At 64.0% G+C, this 20733-nt stretch carries 21 protein-coding genes; 9 read left to right on the forward strand and 12 right to left on the reverse strand.

Annotated features, from left to right (window positions below; all coding sequences use genetic code 11):
- Positions 1–52 precede the first annotated feature (52 nt).
- The 4 genes from ACWA1U_RS07185 to ACWA1U_RS07200 form a co-directional block, all read right to left on the reverse strand.
- Positions 53–397, reverse strand: coding sequence for a hypothetical protein (locus ACWA1U_RS07185; RefSeq protein WP_463724645.1), 345 nt, complete (start codon positions 395–397; stop codon positions 53–55).
- Between the two features lie 49 nt (positions 398–446).
- Entirely contained in the window at positions 447–863 is a 417-nt protein-coding gene (locus tag ACWA1U_RS07190; RefSeq protein WP_463724646.1) for a hypothetical protein, read from the reverse strand.
- A gap of 80 nt (positions 864–943) precedes the next feature.
- Positions 944–1804 carry an NAD-dependent epimerase/dehydratase family protein gene (locus ACWA1U_RS07195; protein WP_463724647.1) on the reverse strand — a complete coding sequence of 287 codons (861 nt, stop codon included), beginning with the start codon at positions 1802–1804 and terminating at the stop codon, positions 944–946.
- Entirely contained in the window at positions 1801–2805 is a 1005-nt protein-coding gene (locus ACWA1U_RS07200) for an aldo/keto reductase family protein (protein ID WP_463724648.1), read from the reverse strand. Before ACWA1U_RS07200 ends, ACWA1U_RS07195 begins: the two co-directional genes overlap by 4 nt.
- A 119-nt stretch (positions 2806–2924) precedes the next feature.
- Here ACWA1U_RS07200 and ACWA1U_RS07205 point away from each other — a divergent pair, with 119 nt between their 5' ends.
- Both ACWA1U_RS07205 and ACWA1U_RS07210 read left to right on the forward strand, forming a co-directional pair.
- Positions 2925–3998 carry a lipid II:glycine glycyltransferase FemX gene (locus tag ACWA1U_RS07205; RefSeq protein ID WP_463724649.1) on the forward strand — a complete coding sequence of 358 codons (1074 nt, stop codon included), beginning with the start codon at positions 2925–2927 and terminating at the stop codon, positions 3996–3998.
- A 39-nt stretch (positions 3999–4037) separates the two neighbouring features.
- Positions 4038–5702, forward strand: a complete 1665-nt coding sequence (locus tag ACWA1U_RS07210; protein ID WP_463724650.1) for a threonine/serine exporter family protein — start codon at positions 4038–4040, stop codon at positions 5700–5702.
- Positions 5703–5712: 10 nt separating this feature from the next.
- On the opposite strand, the gene ACWA1U_RS07215 is transcribed toward ACWA1U_RS07210, so the two are convergent.
- Positions 5713–6462 carry a uracil-DNA glycosylase gene (locus ACWA1U_RS07215; protein ID WP_463724651.1) on the reverse strand — a complete coding sequence of 250 codons (750 nt, stop codon included), beginning with the start codon at positions 6460–6462 and terminating at the stop codon, positions 5713–5715.
- 160 nt (positions 6463–6622) lie between these two features.
- Between ACWA1U_RS07215 and ACWA1U_RS07220 the strand changes: the two genes are divergently transcribed.
- The 4 genes from ACWA1U_RS07220 to groL all read left to right on the forward strand — a co-directional run bounded on the left by ACWA1U_RS07220 (position 6623) and on the right by groL (position 9873).
- Positions 6623–6907 carry a DUF3263 domain-containing protein gene (locus ACWA1U_RS07220; RefSeq protein WP_463724964.1) on the forward strand — a complete coding sequence of 95 codons (285 nt, stop codon included), beginning with the start codon at positions 6623–6625 and terminating at the stop codon, positions 6905–6907.
- Between the two features lie 36 nt (positions 6908–6943).
- A complete protein-coding gene (locus ACWA1U_RS07225) occupies positions 6944–7618 on the forward strand; it encodes a LytR C-terminal domain-containing protein (protein ID WP_463724652.1) in 675 nt (224 codons plus the stop codon).
- A 119-nt stretch (positions 7619–7737) separates the two neighbouring features.
- Positions 7738–7944 carry a cold-shock protein gene (locus tag ACWA1U_RS07230; RefSeq protein WP_463724653.1) on the forward strand — a complete coding sequence of 69 codons (207 nt, stop codon included), beginning with the start codon at positions 7738–7740 and terminating at the stop codon, positions 7942–7944.
- A 294-nt stretch (positions 7945–8238) separates the two neighbouring features.
- On the forward strand, positions 8239–9873 hold the full coding sequence (gene groL, locus ACWA1U_RS07235) for a chaperonin GroEL (RefSeq protein ID WP_463724654.1): 1635 nt from the start codon (positions 8239–8241) through the stop codon (positions 9871–9873).
- Positions 9874–10026: 153 nt separating this feature from the next.
- Here the strand turns inward: groL and ACWA1U_RS07240 are convergent, their stop codons facing one another.
- From ACWA1U_RS07240 to ACWA1U_RS07265, 6 genes are all read right to left on the reverse strand, one after another.
- Positions 10027–10317 carry a WXG100 family type VII secretion target gene (locus ACWA1U_RS07240; protein WP_463724655.1) on the reverse strand — a complete coding sequence of 97 codons (291 nt, stop codon included), beginning with the start codon at positions 10315–10317 and terminating at the stop codon, positions 10027–10029.
- A gap of 128 nt (positions 10318–10445) precedes the next feature.
- Entirely contained in the window at positions 10446–11897 is a 1452-nt protein-coding gene (locus ACWA1U_RS07245; protein ID WP_463724656.1) for a sensor histidine kinase, read from the reverse strand.
- A 25-nt stretch (positions 11898–11922) separates the two neighbouring features.
- Positions 11923–12633, reverse strand: a complete 711-nt coding sequence (locus ACWA1U_RS07250) for a response regulator transcription factor (RefSeq protein ID WP_463724657.1) — start codon at positions 12631–12633, stop codon at positions 11923–11925.
- A gap of 57 nt (positions 12634–12690) precedes the next feature.
- Positions 12691–14334, reverse strand: a complete 1644-nt coding sequence (locus tag ACWA1U_RS07255; RefSeq protein WP_463724658.1) for a DNA repair helicase XPB — start codon at positions 14332–14334, stop codon at positions 12691–12693.
- A complete protein-coding gene (locus ACWA1U_RS07260; protein WP_463724659.1) occupies positions 14327–16708 on the reverse strand; it encodes a helicase-associated domain-containing protein in 2382 nt (793 codons plus the stop codon). The genes ACWA1U_RS07255 and ACWA1U_RS07260 overlap by 8 nt, the downstream gene beginning before the upstream one ends.
- Positions 16709–16750: 42 nt before the next feature.
- A complete protein-coding gene (locus ACWA1U_RS07265) occupies positions 16751–17029 on the reverse strand; it encodes a hypothetical protein (RefSeq protein ID WP_463724660.1) in 279 nt (92 codons plus the stop codon).
- 189 nt (positions 17030–17218) lie between these two features.
- Between ACWA1U_RS07265 and ACWA1U_RS07270 the strand changes: the two genes are divergently transcribed.
- Genes ACWA1U_RS07270 through ACWA1U_RS07280 form a run of 3 tightly spaced genes read left to right on the forward strand, consistent with a single transcriptional unit; the run spans position 17219 to position 19479 of the window.
- Positions 17219–17602 (forward strand): cold-shock protein, encoded by a 384-nt coding sequence (locus ACWA1U_RS07270; protein WP_463724661.1) that lies wholly within the window; start codon positions 17219–17221, stop codon positions 17600–17602.
- Between the two features lie 8 nt (positions 17603–17610).
- On the forward strand, positions 17611–18165 hold the full coding sequence (locus ACWA1U_RS07275) for a DUF3027 domain-containing protein (protein WP_463724662.1): 555 nt from the start codon (positions 17611–17613) through the stop codon (positions 18163–18165).
- A 33-nt stretch (positions 18166–18198) separates the two neighbouring features.
- Positions 18199–19479 (forward strand): MFS transporter, encoded by a 1281-nt coding sequence (locus tag ACWA1U_RS07280; protein WP_463724663.1) that lies wholly within the window; start codon positions 18199–18201, stop codon positions 19477–19479.
- Here the strand turns inward: ACWA1U_RS07280 and serC are convergent.
- The gene (gene serC / locus ACWA1U_RS07285) at positions 19476–20615 is read right to left on the reverse strand and encodes a phosphoserine transaminase (protein WP_463724664.1); all 1140 of its coding nucleotides are present in this window, start codon (positions 20613–20615) and stop codon (positions 19476–19478) included. The two genes, ACWA1U_RS07280 and serC, sit on opposite strands and share 4 nt — an antisense overlap.
- Positions 20616–20733: the final 118 nt, after the last annotated feature.

Here is a 20733-nt window from a genome sequence, read left to right on the forward strand (position 1 = left end):
CCGTCACTGAACTGGAATCAGCCGGACGGCGTCCCCGCCGAACCGACAGAAATTACGACGACGGCGCGCAGGCTTCCTGAAGCGCGTCAACCGATTCCGCTGGCACTTCGTCGCCAGCGGCGGCGATCTCGCCCAGTGGTTCGGTGATTTCCGGAGGCACTCCGGCCGCCTCCGCAGCAGTGACAAGACCGCCGAGCACTTGCTTGTCCTCCGCGCTGACCAGCCCATCGCTGACGAGATTGCAGATCTGCGAACGCACCTCGTCAGCGGCCGCCCCGGCTACCTGGGACGCGGCGTCGCTGGCGATCTCACTGGCCGATTGCTCGATCTGGCTGCACCCCGCAAGCAGGGCGGCTGTCGGCATGATCAGGAGTAGTGCTGCAAGTTTCTTCACCATCCCAGTCTAGCCAGGGCAGCCGGACCGCAGCTGGGCGTGCCAGCGGCTGTTACCGGTCCAGATCCTCGGGCTCGAACTGGCTGAGGGCCTCTCCGCCGAAGTTGGCGCCGTCGTCGCTCCCGTCGACTTCCTCTTCGCTCACAGCGTCACCGAAGTCGACGTCAGCTGCTGCCTCTCCGATTGTCGGCTCCTCGGGCGGTACTTGCTCCTCGCCCTCAAGGAACCGTTCTTCCTCAGTCTCATCCCGCAGAACCTGATCACTGACCTCTGCCCTCGGGGCGGTGGCCCCGGGTTCGTCCTGCAGCAGCGGATCTTCCCGCCAGTTGTCTGGATCGACTTCGGCGGCGGTCGGGTAGTCATCCGGCTGACCGTCGCGCACGGGATCGAGCGCTTCCGGCGCTATCGACTCGTTGACCGCATCTTCGCCCACCACATTCAGCTCTTCACCGGGGAGGTTCTCAGTCATGACTGATCCTTTCGTCGATACATCCAATGTCCTCAGGCTCGCACCCGAACTGTAAGCCTACTGATCATTCCGGGTGGGGGCTAGCTTGAGCACTCGGGGGCGTGATCCCGCCAGGAGTGCTGCGGATCGAAGCCGATCACCCGGCGTGCCCTGTCAATCGACAACAAGGTCTCGTGTTCCCCGACATCCCTGGTGATCAACACGTTCGGAAACACTTCGGCTGCCAGCGCTGCACTGGAGCGGGACATCACCGTGTCCGCGGCGGCAATGATGAACCGGTCGAAGCCATTTGACGCGTTCTCCAGAGCACGCAGCACCGCGTGGGCACCGTCGCGGCCGTCGATATACCCCCAGAGGTTCCACTTCCGGAGCTCTGGGTCACTGTCGAACGACGGGAACTTCGCGTAGTCCTCTGGATCCATGACATTGGAGAACCGAAGCGCCGTGATACTCAGGGCCGGGTCCCATCGGGCCAGCTGGATGGCCATCTGCTCCTCCAGGTGCTTCACCAGCGAGTAGGTGCTCTCCGGCCGGGCCGCATAATCCTCGTCAACGGGAAGGTACGGAGGATCCTCGTCGAAGGGCAGCCCGAGCACCGTCTCACTGGACGCGTACACGATCCTCTTGATCCCCGCTCGCCGGCATCCCTGGAAGACGTTGTAGGTGGCCAGCATGTTGTTGTGGAATGTCGCGGCATCAGCCTGTAGCCCGGGCGCCGGAACGGCAGCAAGATGCACGACGGCGTCAAAACCTGAGTGCCTGTCGTCCACTCCCAGCAGTGCATCGACAACGTCGCCATAACTGGTCAGGTCAATGGAAATGAAGCCGGGGCTGCGCTCGCCGTGCATATCAAGCGCGAGGACGTGATGTCCGGCTTCTGTCAGGCCTCGAACGACGTTCCGCCCCAGCTTCCCGCTGGCCCCGGTAACAGCAACCCTCACGCGGGGCGCCTCTCGGGAGAGGTGGTCTTCGCCGCGTCGGTTTCAGCGAGGTGGCCGATTGCCTCGTCGATCTTGGTCATCAGTGCCGGATCCAGGGTGACGCCTGCGGCCGCGACATTGGATTGAACCTGCTCAGGCCTGGAAGCACCGATGATCGCCGAAGCCACATTCGGGTTCTGAAGGACCCAGGCGATGGCGAGCTGCGCCATGCTCAGCCCGGCCTCATCGGCAATAGGCTGCAGCTTCTGTACCCCGGTCAGTACCTCGTCCGACATCCAGCGCTTGATCATGTCAGCGCCGCCCTTGTCGTCCGCCGCACGTGAGCCCTGAACGGGCGCCTGCCCCGGCTGGTACTTGCCGGTGAGCACGCCTTGCGCGACCGGGGACCAGACGATCTGCGAGATGCCAAGCTCCTCCGACGTCGGCACGACCTTCCCTTCAATGACCCTCCACAGCATCGAGTACTGGGGTTGGTTGGAGATCAGCTGGAACCCCAGGTCTTTGGCAAGTTCATGACCCTCGCGCAGCTGCTCGGCGGTCCACTCGCTGACGCCGATGTAGAGGGCTTTGCCGTGACGGACGACGTCGGCGAAGGCCTGCATCGTCTCCTCAAGAGGCGTCTCGTGGTCATACCGGTGCGCTTGGTACAGGTCGACGTAGTCCGTCTGCAGGCGGCTGAGTGACCCGTCAATGGACTCCATGATGTGCTTGCGGGAGAGCCCGGCGTCGTTGTGGCCTTTCGGCCCGGTCGGCCCCCACACCTTGGTGAAAATCTCCAGCGACTGCCGCCGCTCGCCCTTCAAAGCCTCTCCGAGGACCGTCTCAGCGGCTGTGTTCGCGTAAACGTCCGCTGTGTCGAAAGTGCTGATGCCGGCGTCGAGCGCTGCCCTCACGCACTCGGTGGCGACGTCATTCTCCACCTGCGATCCGTGGGTCAGCCAATTGCCGTAGGTGATTTCTGAGATCTTGAGTCCGCTTTTTCCGAGGTATCTGAATTCCATTCCTCGATGCTATCCATGCCGATGACGCGCGGTATAGGGCGGCCGGACGTGGCGCGGGGTCGGTGAGTGCATGCGGCTAGACTGAATCGACGCCTGCCGACCAGTTGTGATTGAGGACCATGGGTACGTTTACAGCGCGATTTGCCACTGAGGAAGAGCAGAATAACTGGGATTCCCTGGTTACAGCCAACCCCAACGGCGGCAACATCCTGCAGTCGGCGTCGTACGCGGACGTGAAGTCGCGGCACGGCTGGAACCCGAGGTTCCTCGTCTTCGAATCGCCCGCCTACACCACGTACAACCTGGTCATCGAGAAGAAGGTGCCGCTCCTCGGCAGCCTTTGGTACCTGATCAAAGGTCCGGATGTGGCCTCACCAGCTGACGTCCCCGCAATCATCGAGGCATGCAGGGCGTTCATCCGCGGCGCCCGCCTGAATGTCTTCGCGCTCAAGATTGAACCCGACATTGCCGACGGCGAAGATGTACGCGCGTTGTTCCTTGGTGCGGGCCTGGTGAAGACCTTCAACCTGCAGCCCAACGACCACACGGCGATCCTGGATACGACGCCGGACCCTAACCAGTTGCTGCGGAACCTGCATTCCCGGGGCCGCAACGCAGTCCGAAGGGCGGAGCGCGAGGGTGTCACCGTGCAGCGCATGGAGCCCACCGAGGAAAACTTCCGCATCATGTACCGGTTGATGGCGCATATCGAGGACCGGTCAGCTGCCCGGCTGCGTTCCTTCGATTACTACCACCGGTTCTGGACCAACTTCGTCTCCGCCGGGCAGGGCAGGCTCTACTTCGTGCATGAGGGCGGCGAACCGTCGGTAGGCGCTTTCGTCATCAACTACGGGCGCAAGGGCACCTACAAGGACGGCGGCTCAAAACCCGGCCGCTCCCAGTACGGTGATTCCCATCTCATTCAGTGGGTCGCGATCAACGACCTGAAGGACGAGCACGGCATCGTGGAGTACGACTTCTGCGGTACACCGCCCAGTGACCAGCTGAAAGACAAGAGCCATCAACACCACGGTCTCGGGCTCTTCAAAACCAGCTTCACGAAAACGGTCACTGACTTCGTAGGGTGCTATGACCTGGTGCTCAGCCCCATCAAGTACCGTGCATGGCAGCTGATCGGCGAGCGTGCGATGCGGCAAATTTACTGGCGGCGGCACCGCCAACCGTTCTACTAAACCGTCATTTCCCGGGCAGGGACCAGAAAGGGGCCACGAGTGGCAGACAAGACCGGCGGGGACCGCCGGAGCCCGAACACCAACCCCTCACCGGTGGCAGGCCCCTTGCCTGTGGTGCCTCAGAACCCAGTGAGCCCAGCCGACGTGGTTGCAGCACCGCCCACTGCTCCGGCAAAGCCTGCAGGGAAACCTCCGGGCAAGGCGAAATCGAAGATCGTGAAGAAAGCGGAATCGTCTTCCCGAGAGCAGCCCAGCCCCACCGACGCACTGCCCATCACCCCCCGTTCTGCACGCCCTGACCGCTCACAGGTAGCAGCGCGGAAGGTGCTTCGGCGGCTGGTGCAGGGCGAGTCTCCGCCAACGCAGGCCATGAACCTTGTTGAGCGCCTGGCTGGAAGTCCCTACGCCAACCCCACCGTCCAGGTGGGCGGGCCCGACGTCGGCGCTCGCCGGACGCTGGACTTCGCCCTCAGCCTCGCCGAGACGATGTTCCGCTACGGCGCCGGCGCACTGGAAGTGGAGACCAGCATCATCGCGGTCACTGCTGCTTTCGGCCTCGACAACATCGAAGTGGACATCACCAACCAGTCGGTGGTGCTGAATTACTCTGCGAAGGACCAGACGCCCACGACTGTGCTCAGGGTTGTGCGCTCCTGGACGAACAATTACGCGGGCCTCACGGGGGTGCACCAGCTGGTCACAGACATCGTCGACGGCGGTGTCGACCGCAACGAGGCCGCGCGCCGCCTCGACGACATCACCCGCAGGCCAAAGCCGTTTCCGCGCTGGATGGTGACCGGTGCCTTCGGCGTTTTCGCGGCCGCGATCGTCGCATTCATCGGCGGCGGTCCACTGGGCTCCCTTATTTCGTTCGTCAGCTGCATCGGCGTGGACCTCCTGTCCCGGCAGCTGGGGCGCTGGCGGGTACCGGAGTTCTTCGCCACGGCAACGTCGGCGGCACTCGTCACGCTGACAGCGATGCTGCTCTGGTGGCTGAATGTTCCGATATCCCCCGCCCTGGTGGTGGTCGGGGGAATCCTCCTGCTGCTGCCGACCGGCCGGTTGGTCTCAGCGACCCAGGATGCAATCAATGGCTTCCCGGTGACGGCCGCCGGCCGCTTCCTCTCCGCATTCCTGGTCTTCGCCGGAATCGTCTCGGGTATCGCCGTCGCGCTGGTGCTCGGCAACTTCATTGGCGTCCCCGAACTGGATGTCACCTCCTCGGAGGGCTCCCTTTACCCGTTGCCGGTGGTTGCCGTGCTCGTGTTCATCGCCATCGCCATGATCTGCGTGGCGGAGCAGACCGACATGTCACTGGTCATCCCGACGTCCCTCGTGGGAACGGCAGGCTTCCTGCTGTACTCCCTGGTGGTGGCACTCGGAGTGGGGTACCGGTTGGCCCCGGCGATTGCAGCGGTGTTGATCGGCATGCTGGCAAGGGCCATCGCGCTTCGCATGGGCGCTCCGCAACTGGTTGTCGCGGTGCCGGCCGTCATGTTCCTTTACCCCGGACTGACGATCTTCCGCTCCATGTACGAGCTGACGATTGAAGGCGACATTTCCGCCGCCGGCGCGATTGGACTCTTCAATGCGCTCACCATCATCCTTGCCGTCGCGGGCGGGGTTGTTCTCGGCGACAACCTCGCGCGTCCGTTCACGAAGAAGTTGAGCAGCAACGAAAGGCGACGTAACCGGCGCCGTTAGGTGCAACAGGTCAGGCGCGCAGCCAGTTCACCGGGTCTGCGCCCTGCCCTACAAGGAGTGCATTAGCCCTGCTGAACGGACGCGAGCCGAAAAAGCCGCGGGAAGCCGACAGCGGACTGGGATGAGCCGACTCAATCAGCGGGGTAGCGCCGAGCAGCGGTTTGAGCTGCTGGGCTTCCCGCCCCCACAGGATGGACACGAGCGGCAGATCCCGGGCCGCGAGGGCGCCGACCGCTGCCTCGGTGACAGCCTGCCAGCCGAGCCGGCGATGGGATCCGGTTTCACCCTCGCGGACGGTCAGCACCCGGTTGAGTAGGAGGACACCTTCCTCCGCCCACCCGGACAGATCGCCGCTTGCAGGTGCGGGTGCCTCCAGGTCCGCCGAGAGCTCCTTATAGATATTCGCCAGGCTGCGCGGGAGCCGTGTCCCAGGCGACACGGAAAAGGACAACCCGACGGCGTGACCTGCGGTGGGGTAGGGATCCTGCCCCACAATCAGGACCTTGACCCTGCTCATGGGGTAGGTAAAGGCTCGTAGGATGTGCTCTGCGGCGGGGAGGACCTGCGTTCCGGCCTGTTGCTCGGACTCAAGCCGCTGCGCAAGTGCATGCACCTCGGGTTCCACCTGACGCAACGCCGCAGCCCAGTCCGGAGCCATCACATCGGTGAGCGACGCCGGTGCCGCGAACGGCAGGCCAACCCCGGGGTGCGGTGTGCGTTGTGGCGTGGGGAGTGGGAACAGGGCGTCGTCGTCGTTCATCCTTCTATCCTGACTGCTTGGCGGGCAAGTCGTGGGGACTTTCTGGTGACCTAAGGGAGAATGACAACGGTGTGATTCACCATTACCATGGAGCAGGAATACAGGCTCGAAACCCCGGATTGGACGGTGTGTCGTGGGAGCACGCAGCGCGGCCGCGCAGTTGGACTCGTCGAATGACGCAACCCTATTAGCCTCAGGGCTTACTGACCGGGATCAGCAGATGCTGGAACTTGAACGTCAGTGGTGGAAATATTCCGGGGCAAAAGAGCAGGCGATCCGCGAAATGTTCGACCTCTCGGCGACGCATTATTACCAGATCTTGAACGGCCTGATCGACACGGAGGCCGCACTGGCTCACGATCCGATGCTGGTGAAGCGGTTGCGTAGACTACGTACCACCCGACAGCGCGCGCGTTCCGCGCGGCGTCTCGGCGTCGACGTCTGACGCTTAGCCCCGACCAACCCAAGGATTCGCCAGTACATGAGCCGGTACCCCCGCGATGAGTTCGATCAGGTGCCCGAAAGCGCCGCCCGGCAGGGAGTGCACAGGGAGCGGCTGGAACCGCCAAGGGCCAGCGGCCTCGCGCTGAAAATCATCGTTGGCCTTCTGGTTCTGGCCATTGGACTCGCTGCCTACTTCGTCTTTCCCAGGCTTGGAATCGGGCTGGTCGCTGACGTGACATCGTCTACCAGCGGCTCGCCGCCGTCATCGGACGAAACCCCTGCTTCTGACGAGCCTTCAGCGCAAGAGGAAACCTCTGCGCCGGAGGAAGCCACAGCCAGCGCCGAGCCGAGCGACGCGGCGAGTCCCTCCCCGAGCGCCGCGCCATCCGAGTCTCCCTCGGCCGAACCGACATCGGCCGAGCCCGAGCCCTCCGCCGTCGACCGCACCCAGCCCGTAGCGGTGCTCAACGGCACAACTGTTGCTGGCCTGGCCAGCACGGCGGCCGGGCGTCTCCAGGCAGAAGGCTGGAATGTCTCGCAAATAGGTAACTGGACAGGCCAGCCGCCGCAACAGTCCCTCATTTTGTATAACGGTGAGGAGCAGCGGGCGTCCGCCGAGGAACTGGCCAGGGTGCTTGGGGTCGCGGCAGTCCAGGGCGACGCGGGTGTCCCGCAGGGCATCACCGTGGTGGTTGGTCCGGGTTTCCAGTAATCCGGTTAAGGATCAATAACGTTCACTGTGTTCCACGTCACTGGACGGCCCACCTGGGATTAGATGTTCTCAGCCCTGTCACCATCAGCCGACAGGGGATCTACCAGTGGGAGAACAACATGGCGCAGGGAACCGTAAAATGGTTCAACGCTGAAAAGGGATACGGCTTCATCACCGTGGATGAAGACGGAGCGGATGTCTTTGTACATTGGTCCGCTATCCAAATGGAAGGGTACCGCGCGCTTGACGAGGGTCAGCGGGTGGAGTTCGAGATCGGCGAAGGCCAGAAGGGGCCCCAGGCCGAAGCCGTGAGGCTTGCGCCCTAGCCGACCAACGCTTTCGACTGCGACGGCGGCGCGTACCTCGTGAGGTACGCGCCGCCGTCGTCGTTCTTCCCACCGCGAACAGCTTGCACTCACCCCCTGAGAGTGCTAATTATTGACTTAGCACTCGGGCGCGACGACTGCTAAGCCGCCGCCCCGCACGTGAACCAGGCAACCACTGTGGTGAGAGCTGCGCCGGGACGTAAAGAGATCATTCCGGCGCAACTTGTCCGTCGCGGGCACCGCAGACAGGTTGCAGCTGACAAGCAGGACCGTCCCGAAAGGACCTAAGCCGTTATGGCCAAGATCATTTCTTTTGATGAAGAGGCACGCCGCGGCCTCGAGCGCGGGTTGAACATCCTCGCTGATGCAGTCAAGGTAACGCTCGGCCCACGCGGTCGCAACGTTGTCCTTGAGAAGAAGTGGGGCGCCCCCACGATCACCAACGACGGCGTTTCCATCGCCAAGGAGATCGAACTCGACGATCCGTTCGAGAAGATCGGCGCCGAGCTGGTCAAGGAAGTTGCCAAGAAGACTGACGATGTCGCGGGCGACGGAACCACCACCGCCACCGTTCTTGCACAGGCGCTCGTGAAGGAAGGCCTGCGGAACGTTGCCGCCGGCGCAGATCCGCTGAGCCTCAAGCGCGGCATCGAGAAGGCCGTTGCTGCAGTTACTGCAGAGCTTCTTGCTTCCGCCAAGGAAATCGAGACCAAGGAAGAGATCGCCGCTACGGCGTCGATCTCCGCCGGTGACCAGCAGATCGGTGACCTGATCGCCGAAGCCCTCGACAAGGTGGGCAAAGAAGGCGTCATCACCGTCGAGGAGTCCAACACCTTCGGCCTCGAGCTTGAACTCACCGAAGGTATGCGCTTCGACAAGGGCTACATCTCCGGCTACTTCGTCACCGATGCAGAGCGCCAGGAAACCGTCCTGGAAGACCCCTACATCCTGATCGTCAACTCGAAGATCTCGAACGTCAAGGATCTCGTCGCTGTCCTCGAGAAGGTCATGCAGTCCGGCAAGCCGCTGCTGATCATCGCCGAAGACATCGAAGGCGAAGCACTGGCAACCCTCGTGGTCAACAAGATCCGTGGAACCTTCAAGTCCGTTGCCGTCAAGGCCCCCGGATTCGGCGACCGCCGCAAGGCCCAGCTGGCTGACATCGCCATCCTCACCGGTGGCCAGGTCATCGCCGAGGAAGTCGGCCTCAAGCTGGAGAACGCAACTGTGGACCTGCTTGGCCAGGCCCGCAAGGTTGTTGTCACCAAGGATGAAACCACCATCGTCGAAGGTGCCGGTAACGCTGACGAGATCGCAGGCCGCGTAGCCCAGATCCGTGCCGAGATCGAGAACTCCGACTCCGACTATGACCGCGAGAAGCTGCAGGAACGCCTGGCCAAGCTGGCTGGCGGCGTTGCAGTCATCAAGGCCGGAGCTGCAACCGAGGTTGAGCTCAAGGAACGCAAGCACCGCATTGAGGACGCTGTCCGCAACGCGAAGGCTGCTGTCGAAGAGGGCATCGTTGCCGGTGGCGGCGTTGCGCTGATCCAGGCCGGTGCGAAGGCTTTCGCGAACCTTAACCTGGAAGGCGACGAGGCAACGGGCGCGAACATCGTCCGCATTGCAATCGACGCTCCGCTGAAGCAGATCGCTTTCAACGCTGGCCTGGAGCCGGGCGTTGTTATCGAGAAAGTTCGTGGTCTGCCTGCGGGTCACGGACTCAACGCCGCAACCGGCGAGTACCAGGATCTCCTTGCGGCAGGCGTGAATGACCCCGTGAAGGTGACCCGCTCTGCTCTGCAGAACGCGGCATCGATCGCAGGCCTGTTCCTCACCACTGAAGCTGTTGTCGCGGACAAGCCTGAGAAGGCTGCTCCTGCCGGTGGCGGCGACGAGATGGGCGGCATGGGCGGTATGGGCGGCTTCTAGCCTCCAGACCCTTCATCGCTGTTCCTCGCGAACGCATTCGCGTGACATAGGAAAGCCGGCCACCCCTTGCGGGTGGCCGGCTTTTCTTTGTCGGACAACGCCTCAGCGGCGGCGTCTGGGACGGCAAACGCCGACACTGCTGTTGGACCGGGCTTAGTGCGTGAACATGCGCGCGTTGCTCAGCTCCGCCTCGGTGTACTGCTGAGTGGCCATGCCAAGGGCCTCGTTGATCCCGGCCAGGGACTCCTCCACCTTTGCCTGGGTGGCCCGCCAATCGGTGATGAGTTGCTGGAAGTTCTGCGACGCCTGTCCCTGCCATTCTGACTCAAGTGACCGCAGGCCGGCCTGCATGGCGTTCACCTCCGCCTGCAGCCTGGCTATGGTGTTCTGGACATCTGCGCTCTTGGCGGCCAGCGAATCAGTGTCGACGTGGAAGTAGGTCATGGTTCCTCCTGTGGTTGATACCCGTGCATCTTCGACACTAGAAGCGGATGGGCAACCTCAGGAGGGAGTTCTGCAGAATGTGGATAAACTCCGCGGAAAAGGTGCTCGGTGGAGGAGGACTTGCTGTGTCAGTCGTCTGAGCGCGGCTCAGGGCTTTCCGCATCATACGGAAGGCGGATGGAGAGGGTGGCGCCGCCGCCGGGTGTCTCCTCGAGCCGAACCGTTCCGTCGTGCTGTGCAACGAGCGCCGCCACAATGGCGAGGCCAAGTCCGGTCCCGCCGGTCTCGCGGTACCGGGAGGAATCGGCGCGGTAGAAGCGTTCGAAAACACGTGCGGCGTCGTCTTCCGAAATGCCTGGCCCGTGGTCGCGTACCTCAATCACGGAATCGCTGCGGCCGTGGATCACGGGTGCCACTCCGACGGCGATCTCGATAGGGGAGCCCTCGGGTGTGTAGCGCAGCGCGTTGGTCATCAGGTTCGCAACGACCTGGCGCAGGCGGGCTTCATCGCCGACGGCGGGAGCGTGGCGGGCTTTGCCGCCGTCGAGCCCGATAACCCGTATGTCGCGCTCCGGTGCAATGGCGCGGGCGTCCAGAGCGGCGTCGTTCCCAAGGACCAAAAGATCAAGTGGCTGGGACTCGAGCGGCCTCTGCTCATCGATCCGGGCAAGGGTGAGAAGGTCTTCGACCAGCTGGCCCATGCGCTTGGCTTCGCTTTCAATGCGGCCCATGGCTGCCTGGACATCTTCGTCATTCTGGAGCGCACCATGACGGTACAGCTCCGAGAAACCGCGGATGGTGACCAGGGGTGTGCGCAGTTCATGCGAGGCGTCGGCAACGAAGCGGCGCATCTTCCGCTCAGAGTCCATCCGGGCAGCGAACGCGGACTCAATATGGGCGAGCATCGCGTTGAGTGACCGCGAAAGCCGGCCGACTTCCGTGGCCGGTCTTTCCACCTCGACTCGACGGGACAGGTCTCCCGCCGCGATGGCTGCCGCAGTCTTCTCCACCCGGCTCAGGGGACGGAACTGGCGCGTGACCGCCACATAGGCCACCAGGGACGCGGCTGCGATCGAGAAAAGGCCAACGGTGAAGATGATGCGCCCGGCCTCGGACACCGCATCATTGACCGGCGTCATGCGGGTGGCTACTGCCACGGCAATGTTTTGGTCAGACAGGGTGAACGCAACGACCCGCCATTCGCTGCTCTTGCTCGTCCCTTTCACGGTGAAGCCGCGTCCTTTGAGGTCCGCGACTTCTTTCACGGTCAGCCGGGGTATGTCGGGAACGTCCTCTGTCTCGGACGAGTGGGTGGCGCGCACCGGCACGCCTCGGGCGTCCAGCCAGACCCCGTAGAAGCGGAAAAGCCCTTGACCCGAGATGTCGCCGCCCATGGTTGCGATGCTGTCGGACACGGACTGGGCGTTGGCCTCGATGTCCTGATCCATCTGCGCCACCAGGCTGTTCCGCAGCAGCGTGATGGTGACGGTTCCCGTGATGCCCACAGTGACCACCATGAGTAGGGTCATGATGGCGATGAGCTGCGTGCGCAGCGACGCAGAGTTCCAGCGGCGGGTCACGATGAAGAGAAGGTTAGCGGCTTGTTCAGCGCTTGTCAGCGGTGCGCAGCAGGTAGCCGACTCCGCGTTTGGTCTGGATCAGAGCGGGGGCTTCAGGGTTCTTGTCAATCTTGCGCCGCAGGTAGGAGATGTAGGACTCGACAATGGAGGCATCCCCATTGAAGTCGTACTCCCACACATGGTCGAGGATCTGCGCCTTCGAGAGCACACGGTTCGGGTTCATCATCAGGTAGCGCAGCAGCTTGAACTCGGTCGGCGAGAGATCGATGACCTCGTTGGCCCGGCGGACCTCGTGTGCGTCATCGTCAAGCTCAAGGTCGTCGACGCGGATGATGGCGCCGTCGTCGTCCGTTGGCTGCGTGCGGCGGAGGACGGCTCGAATCCGGGCGACCACCTCGTCAAGGCTGAAGGGCTTGGTCACGTAGTCATCACCGCCCACCGTGAGGCCGGTGACTTTGTCATCGGTGTCATCCCGGGCCGTCAGGAAGACGACCGGGAAGTGCCTGCCGGCAGCGCGGAGACGCCGGGTCACGGTGAACCCGTCCATGTCGGGGAGCATGACATCCAGCACCGCGAGATCCGGATTGTGAGTCTCGGCGGCGGCAAGGGCCTCGCGTCCATTGGCTGCGGCCACAACGTCAAACCCCGCAAAGCGAAGCGACGTGGAGAGCAGTTCGCGGATGTTCGGCTCATCATCGACTACAAGCAATTTGGCTTCAGGTCCAGACTTATTCACAATTCCCAGTTTGCTCCCAGTAGCTGGGAGTTTTCTGGACGTTAGCGGTGAGCCGTCTCAGGTTTTCTGGATGTCTGCGGCGTCCAGGATGGTGTAGGCATATCCCTGTTCTGCGAGGAAGCGCTGTCGTTTAGCGGCGAAGTCCTGATCCACAGTGTCCCGCGCGACGACGGTGTAGAACCTCGCGGCCCGGCCGTCGCCCTTCGGCCGGAGCAGCCTGCCCAAGCGTTGTGCTTCCTCCTGACGGGACCCGAACGAACCTGACACCTGGATGGCTACAGACGCTTCCGGTAGATCGATCGAGAAGTTCGCCACCTTGGACACCACCAGGGTGGTGACTTCGCCGGCGCGGAAAGCGTTGAACAGCCGCTGCCGTTCCTTCACGGACGTCTCGCCCTTGATCACAGGTGCGTCAAGGCGCTCACCCAATTCGTCCAGCTGGTCAATGTACTGCCCGATCACCAGCAGCTGCTCGCCCTTGTGCGATGCAACCAGCTTTTCCACCACTGCGGTCTTGGTTTCGGAGGTGGCGCACAAACGGTACTTGTCGCCGTCGTCGGCCATTGCATACGCAACGCGCTCATCCCGGGGTAGGTCCACGCGGACCTCGACGCAGTCAGCGGGCGCAATGTAGCCCTGTGCCTCGATGTCCTTCCACGGGGCGTCGTAGCGCTTGGGGCCGATGAGCGAAAACACCTCACCCTCGCGCCCATCCTCACGCACCAGCGTTGCTGTCAGCCCGAGGCGGCGCCGGGCCTGCAGGTCTGCGGTCATCCGGAAGATCGGCGCGGGCAGAAGGTGCACCTCGTCATAGACGATGAGGCCCCAATCATTTGCGTCGAGCAGTTCAAGGTGCGGGTACAGGCCGCCACGGCGGAGGGTCAGCACCTGGTAGGTGGCGATGGTGACCGGCCGGACCTCCTTGACCGCACCGGAGTACTCGCCGATATCGTCTTCCGTCAGGGAAGTCCGCTTGATCAGCTCGTCCTTCCACTGCCGCGCCGAAACGGTGTTGGTGACGAGAATCAGGGTGGTGGTGGAGCTGGTCGCCATCGCGGCGGCGCCCACCAGTGTCTTCCCCGCACCACAGGGCAGGACGACGACACCGGACCCGCCCGCCCAGAAGTTTTCGGTCGCCAGTTTCTGGTACGGCCGCAGAGCCCAGCCGTCCTCGTTGAGCGCGATGGGGTGCGGTGTGCCGTCCACATAGCCCGCAAGGTCTTCCGCGGGCCACCCCAGCTTGAGGAGAAGCTGCTTGAGCTGCCCGCGCTGCGAGGAGTGCACGACGACGGTCTCCCCGTCGATCCGCGGGCCGAGCAGGGGCTCAATCTTCTTGGCGTGCAGCACTTCCTCAAGTACCGGGTAATCAGTGGTCCTCAGCACCAGGCCATGCTGGGCGTCCTTCTCGAGGCGCAGGCGTCCGTAGCGGGACATCGTCTCCTCGATGTCGACCAGCAGCGCGTGGGGTACCGGAAACCGCGAGTACTTCAGCAGCGTATCCAGCACCTGCTCGGCGTCGAGTCCCGCGGCACGGGCGTTCCACAGTCCGAGCGGTGTCAGTCGGTAACTGTGCACGTGCTCGGGCGCGCGCTCCAGCTCGGCGAATGCAGCGATCGCATGGCGTGCCTCGGTGGCCTGCTCATGGTCCACCTCGAGCAGGATGGTCTTGTCGCTCTGGACAATCAGCGGTCCATCAGGCATCCGTCGAGGCCCCTTCCACAGTTTCCACGTCCATGATCCGATGTACGGAAATGACCCGCTCAGTGTCTTTCTCCGGGTCGAAGACCCTCACCCTCCCGGCATGGAACGAGAGTGGAACAAAGATTTGGCGGGTGGCATTCCCTCCGCTGTCCGCGAAGCCAAGCCGCACGGGCTGTTTGGTCCTGATTGCCGAGCGCAGGGTTTCCAGCCCGATGAGCGCCTCGCTCTCGGTTCCCGCTCCCGGACCAGTCCGGGTGTCACCCCGCAGCACCAACAGCTGGGCCTCGGCGTCTTCCTCCGTCAGTACCCAGGGGTTGGTGCGGACAGACGACGGCGCCGCGCCAGCACTCCGTGAGGCGCGCGGTAGCTGACGGGAAACGGCCCCACCCTCGAGGGCGGGGAAGTAGCCCAGCTCCCGCAGGGTGGCCGAGAGCTCAGCGGGAGAAGCCTGCGCAACGACCACCGTCGGTGCCAACCGGACCAATCCGAGTGCTGCTGCGGAAGGGTCCGTTACCAGGGCAGTCAGCGTTGCGTCGTCGTCGCTGCGCACATAGCTGAAAGCCTGGCCCACCCGGAGCGAGCCGTACCGTGATGCGGTGTCCTCAACGAGGTAGCGCAGCGGTTGAGGCAATTCGGTAGCGGAGTGCCTCTCCAGGAACGCGAGGATGGAAGCGGCATCCTGGCCGTCGTCGAGGGCGTTCCGGATGGATTGCGCCGAGAACCGGTAGACAGTGGCCGGGCCCTGCCCCTCAGCAGCGGCGAGTAGGGCAAGCTCCCGGGCGACCGAAGGCTCGAGGTAGCCGGGGGCAACCGCGGTCAGGTCCGCCTGGACCATGAAGTAGCTCAGCGGTTCCGGCAGTGCACCGTGAAGGATCGCGGAGGCGTCGTCGAACCGGTCCGCAGCAACGGCGGCACCCAGGTCCGTCAGGGCACCGGACCCCAGCAGGCCTAGATGTGCCATCTCGTCAAGCATGCCCGGAACCAGGCGGGCGAACCGGCGGCGGAGGCGCGGCTGCTGCCAGATAAGGCGCTCGACGACGGCGGCCGGCGTGAGGACGGGCGCTGCGCCGTCGTCGTGTGTTGTTTCCTTAGTGAGGTCCGCTGCAGCCGTGAGCGCACGACGGCGGACCGTCGGGGCATCGGTCCGGGTCGCCTCCGAGGAGAGCACGTTGACGGCACCCCCGCCGGTCAGCTGGTCGCCAACGAGCGATGGCGCCCGCTCGGCATCCAGCCAGGCGCGGACCATGCGCACCCACTGCTCGTCCCGTTTGAGGGCGTACCAATCGTCCCCCGGCGTTGAGGTCCAGCGGGAACTGTCCGGATCCAGGGTGATCAGACGGGTGAAGGCGGCCAGTTCAAGCAGCCAGCTGACCAGCTCCCGGTCGATCCGCAGGGCATCGGCGACCCGCCGGATTTCACGGACCCCAACACCCCCGGTCCGGAGGGTGGCGACGGGCTCGGCGTGGATCACGGCGAGCAGTTCGGTGACGAGGCGGAGCGACTCTGCGGCGGCACCGTAGGCCGCATTATCCCGGAGGCTTGCACGGACGGTCCGCAGCTCGGGCGATGGGGGAGTCACTGGGAGCGCCGGAATGACCGCCCCTCCGCGAACAGCAATACCGACTTCCCGGGGCAACTCAACGTGGTTCGCATCCAGACGGATAAGCAGCCCGCGTTCAAGGAGCCATTGCACCGGTGAGCCGGAACCGTTCCCGGCTGCAGGCGCCGCGCCGACCGGGGAAGCAGTGAGCTTCTGCAGCAGTGACCGTGCCCGCTCCGGTGCCTGTTCGATGATTCCTGCACCGGACTCACCGAGCGCCGCTGCGAGGTCAGCCGGGGCGCTGCCCGCGGCGGCGGTCACCAAAGACGTGTTTTCGGCGCGCAGCACATTCAGCCCGGCCAGGATTCGCTCGCCGAACTCCGGGTACTGCCCGGCCAGAACGTTGAGCGGGCGGCCTAGCCCGGCAGGGTACGGGCCGAGCGCCTCCTGCAGGGTGTCGAGGGGATAGAAGGACTTCCGCCCCTTGACCGCGGGGCCGGAGCGCAGCAGGGCCAGTGAGTGAAGGTGGGTCAGATACGGCTCCAGCACTTTCGCCGTAGTGCCGGGAATAGCGCGCTTGAGATCCGGGGCGGTGGTTCCAGCAGGTGCATCAAGGTCGGTCACCAGGACGAGCGCTTCGAGGACCGCCAGACACGGCGTGGTCAGCGATTCAAGCGCGCGTTGGACGCTGACCCGGGTGGAAGCGCGGGCAGCAAGCGCGGAGAAATCCGGGACGGAGGGGAGCACGATGTCCGGGCGCGCGGCCATGAGCTGCCGAAGCTCGGCATCGCTGCGGGAGGCCAAATCCTGGGCCAGGGCGCGGATAGCGGACACCGTATCTAGGTTACTCGCACTCGGCGAACCTCACCCGGAGCATCAGGAAAGTCTGCGGCGCCGGATGCTGAGAAGGACGGTGAGGACCATGAACAGGAACCCCAGGGGCAGGCAGACGTAGGCGAGTAGGACGAAGCCGGGCCATGGCTCGGACTCCAGCAGTTCCGTCAGGAGGATCACCACGAGCGAGCCAAGCCCAAGGACAGCCAGCCCGACGGCGGCAATCAGCAGTGCGAGGCGCCCGCGTTGCCCCGGCTCCGGCGCCGTCTGCAGGCGGGCGTCGTCGTCATTGGCTGGGGTTTGGGGTGGGGTCTGCGGCATGATGCTTCCAGCGTACAAGAGCGCACTCCTGCCCACTCCGGCCCCCGCGACGGGTATCCTGTTAAGGCAGACTTTCCCCACGCTTTGCATTGAACTGTTGAATCGGACAGTTGACCGGTGAACCGGCCAGCGCTTCCCCGACGGAACGCGACAGTGCAGGCGCCAGCGGTTCAAGAACGAGGTAATTACGTGCCCATCGGCAAGGTGAAGTGGTTCGACTCTGAGAAGGGCTTTGGCTTTCTCGCGACGGATGACGGCAAGGAAGTGTTCCTGCATGCCTCGGCGCTGCCTCCTGGAGTGACGGAAGTGAAGGTCGGCGCCAAGCTTGAATTCGGCGTTGCTGATGGCCGTAAGGGTCTCCAGGCGCTTTCCGCGCGGATCCTCGACGCGCAGCCTTCGGTGGCGAAGGCAACACGCAAGAGTGCCGAGGACATGGCAATCATCACTGAAGACCTGATAAAGCTGCTCGATGACGTCTCCAACGGGCTTCGCCGCGGCCGCTACCCTGACAAGTCCCACTCGGCCAAGGTGGCAGCGGTGCTTCGCGCCGTTGCAGATGACCTGGACGTTTAGGCGAGGGCATGACTGAGTCCCCGGAGCTTTCAGTGCCGACCGAGGTGAGCGAAGAGCCCGCTGTCGACTCGATACCGCTAATGCCGAAACGCAGGCCAGTTCGTCGGCCGTCCAAGCCGGACGCCGTTTTGGCGGCCGCAGTCGATGCTGCACGCAGCGGCGTCCTGGAGGTCGCTGATGAAAGCGAAGTCGGAGAGCACCAAGGCGTGTCACCCGATGCCGAGCGGCTGGTCACGCACCGGTTCCAGGCGTTCGTTCCTGGCTACGTCGGCTGGCACTGGTATGCAACTCTGGCCCGCCTGCCCCGCGGCAAGGACGCCACCGTGTGCGAGGTGGGTCTGTTGCCGTCTGAGGATTCGCTCCTTGCCCCTGCGTGGGTGCCGTGGTCCGAGCGGGTCCGGCCGGAGGATTCCGAGGGCTCTGATGATGGGACTGCAGACACCGCACAGGCGGACGTCGCTTTGGTGGACACTGTAGTTCTCAGCGCAGCCGATGATCTGGTGGCCCCTTTGGAGGACCACACCGACCCAAGCATCCCTGGAGGCGAACCCCCAGTTGCCTGAGGTGTGGGTTGATGCATGGAGGAAGGTGTCCTGATGGGCACGTTCCGCTCCCTGCACATCCACAACTACCGGCTGTGGTTCATTGGCGCGCTGATCTCAAATATCGGCACGTGGATGCAGCGCACCGCCCAGGACTGGCTGGTGTACGACATCCTGACCGACCAGGACGCCGCTGCCATGGGGATTGTGATGGCACTGCAGCTGGGACCGCAGCTATTCATGGCGCCTTGGGCCGGGCTTATTGCAGACTCAGTGGACCGGCGCAAACTTTTGATCGGGACGCAGGCTGCGATGGCCGCGTTGGGAATCGGTCTCGGAATCCTGGTGGTTTCCGGAGCCGCTGAGCTTTGGCATGTGTACGCTTTTGCGCTCGCTTTGGGACTTGTTTCGGCCATCGATGCGCCCGCCCGGCAGACGTTCGTTTCGGAGCTTGTCCGCGACGACTACCTGCCGAACGCGGTCGCCCTGAACAGCGCCTCCTTCAACGGGGCCCGTATGTTCGGGCCGGCGGTAGCGGGGCTACTCACAGTGGCTGTGGGTCCGGGCTGGGTCTTCCTGATCAACGCGCTGACCTTCGGCGCCATGATCTTCGTGCTTGTCACGATCAGGCAGAGCGAGCTCCGGGTTCTGACCAGGTCCGCTCCCGGACGCATCCGGGCGGGCTTCAGCTATGTGCGCCACCGCCCGGACCTCATGATGGTGATGTTCGCCATCTTCGTCGTCGGAACCTTCGGCCTGAACTTCGCCGTCTATATCGCGGCGATGGCACGGACGGAGTTCAACACGGGCGCGGGTGTGTTCGGCACGCTGTCCTCCATCATGGCCGTGGGCTCTGTCGCGGGAGCGCTGCTCTCAGCCCGCCGGGAGCGACCCCGCCTCAGGTTTATTTTCGGAGCGTCCGCCGCCTTCGGGGTGGCATGCACGCTCGCAGCGCTGGCACCGTCAGTCTGGCTCTTCGGCGTCGCACTGGTGCCCGTGGGGCTATCCGCGCTCACGCTGATGACCAGCGCGAACGCTTACGTCCAGACCACTACCGCCCAGGAAATGCGCGGCAGGGTGATGTCCCTGTATTTCGCGATCTTCCTCGGCGGCACGCCTATCGGCGCACCCATTGTGGGCTGGGTGACCAATGCGTACGGCCCGCGTTGGGGACTTGCCGTTGCCGCCCTTTCTGGTGCTGTCGCCGCCGTCGCCGGTTTGATCTGGATCTGGCGCTCGCACAGGTTGTCACTGCACCTGACACATCCCGCGCCGCGCAGGCTGAAACTGACTCTCGCAGCGACCGCGCGGGATACCACCGAGCGGAACGGTTAGGCTCCCGCCGCGGATTGCTCAATGACGTAGTCGATGCTCTGCAGAAGGGCCGAGACATCATCGGGCTCGATCGCCACGAAGGTGGCGATGCGCAGCTGGTTGCGTCCAAGCTTCCGGTAGGGCTCGACGTCGACAATTCCGTTGGCACGCAGGGTCTTCGCGATTGCTGCGGCGTCAATGGAATCGTCAAAGTCAATTGTCGCGATAACGTTCGACCGGTCCGCCGGATCCAACACGTACGGGGTGGCAACCGCGCATTGCTCCGCCCAGCTGTAAACCCGCCCGGCGGAGTCAGCGGTGCGGCTCGAAGCGAAGTCGAGGCCGCCGTTGCCGTTGAGCCACTCAATCTGTTCGTTGAGCGTGACCAGGGTGCCAAGAGCGGGGGTGTTATAGGTCTGGTTCAGCCGGGAGTTGTCGATGGCTGTCTGCAGGTCCAGGAAGTCCGGAATCCAACGGTTGGACGCCTTGATCGAGGCGGCACGCTCTATCGCGGCGGGGGAGAACAGCCCAAGCCAAAGGCCACCGTCGGAGGCGAAGTTTTTCTGCGGTGCAAAGTAATAGACGTCCGCCTGGGACACATCGACGGCAAGGCCGCCGGCCGCCGACGTCGCATCGATGGCTATGAGCGCGCCGTCGTCGGCTCCGTCAACCCGGTGGACGGGGGCCGCGACGCCGGTGGAGGTCTCGTTCTGCGGCCAGGCATAGAAGTCGACGCCGGACTCGGCAGCGGGCTGCGGGCGGGTTCCGGGATCGGCCTTGATGACTGTCGAGTCTCCAAGGAACGGCGCCTTGTTAGTGGCGGATGCAAATTTGGATCCGAACTCGCCAAAGGACAGGTGCTGTGCCTTTGCGTTCACCAGCCCGAACGAAGCAACATCCCAGAACGCTGTTGAACCGCCGACGCCGAGCACAACCTCATAGTCCGAGGGTGCCTGGAAGAAATCCATGAGTCCGGAGCGGACTGAGCCCACCAGGTTCTTGACCGGCGCCTGCCGGTGGGAGGTCCCGAGCAGTGTGCCGCCCGCCCGAACCAGGGCGTCAACCTGGGCGCTGCGCACCTTCGAGGGCCCGGCGCCAAACCGCCCGTCTTTGGGCAGGATCTCAGTGGGGATGCGGATGTCAGGTGTATTGCTCATAGTCGCTCCAGGACGGTTCACGGCAGTGTTGGGGTCGAGACCCATTCTGCACCAGCGTCCACAGGGGCAGTACATTGTGACCCATTTCCGCTGAACCGCTGCAACGGTTTCGGGTGTT

The organism is Arthrobacter sp. TRD_SC_6 (genome assembly GCF_055361185.1).

What these genes read in the sequence shown, in the direction of transcription:
- ACWA1U_RS07190 (WP_463724646.1), bottom strand. Translation starts at nt 863, where the DNA reads ATGACTGAGAACCTCCCCGGTGAAGAGCTGAATGTGGTGGGCGAAGAT.
- ACWA1U_RS07230 (WP_463724653.1), top strand. Translation starts at nt 7,738, where the DNA reads ATGGCGCAGGGAACCGTAAAATGGTTCAACGCTGAAAAGGGATACGGC.
- ACWA1U_RS07200 (WP_463724648.1), bottom strand. Translation starts at nt 2,805, where the DNA reads ATGGAATTCAGATACCTCGGAAAAAGCGGACTCAAGATCTCAGAAATC.
- ACWA1U_RS07185 (WP_463724645.1), bottom strand. Translation starts at nt 397, where the DNA reads ATGGTGAAGAAACTTGCAGCACTACTCCTGATCATGCCGACAGCCGCC.
- ACWA1U_RS07280 (WP_463724663.1), top strand. Translation starts at nt 18,199, where the DNA reads ATGGGCACGTTCCGCTCCCTGCACATCCACAACTACCGGCTGTGGTTC.
- ACWA1U_RS07205 (WP_463724649.1), top strand. Translation starts at nt 2,925, where the DNA reads ATGGGTACGTTTACAGCGCGATTTGCCACTGAGGAAGAGCAGAATAAC.
- ACWA1U_RS07255 (WP_463724658.1), bottom strand. Translation starts at nt 14,334, where the DNA reads ATGCCTGATGGACCGCTGATTGTCCAGAGCGACAAGACCATCCTGCTC.
- ACWA1U_RS07275 (WP_463724662.1), top strand. Translation starts at nt 17,611, where the DNA reads ATGACTGAGTCCCCGGAGCTTTCAGTGCCGACCGAGGTGAGCGAAGAG.
- ACWA1U_RS07265 (WP_463724660.1), bottom strand. Translation starts at nt 17,029, where the DNA reads ATGCCGCAGACCCCACCCCAAACCCCAGCCAATGACGACGACGCCCGC.
- ACWA1U_RS07240 (WP_463724655.1), bottom strand. Translation starts at nt 10,317, where the DNA reads ATGACCTACTTCCACGTCGACACTGATTCGCTGGCCGCCAAGAGCGCA.
- serC (WP_463724664.1), bottom strand. Translation starts at nt 20,615, where the DNA reads ATGAGCAATACACCTGACATCCGCATCCCCACTGAGATCCTGCCCAAA.
- ACWA1U_RS07215 (WP_463724651.1), bottom strand. Translation starts at nt 6,462, where the DNA reads ATGAACGACGACGACGCCCTGTTCCCACTCCCCACGCCACAACGCACA.
- ACWA1U_RS07225 (WP_463724652.1), top strand. Translation starts at nt 6,944, where the DNA reads ATGAGCCGGTACCCCCGCGATGAGTTCGATCAGGTGCCCGAAAGCGCC.
- groL (WP_463724654.1), top strand. Translation starts at nt 8,239, where the DNA reads ATGGCCAAGATCATTTCTTTTGATGAAGAGGCACGCCGCGGCCTCGAG.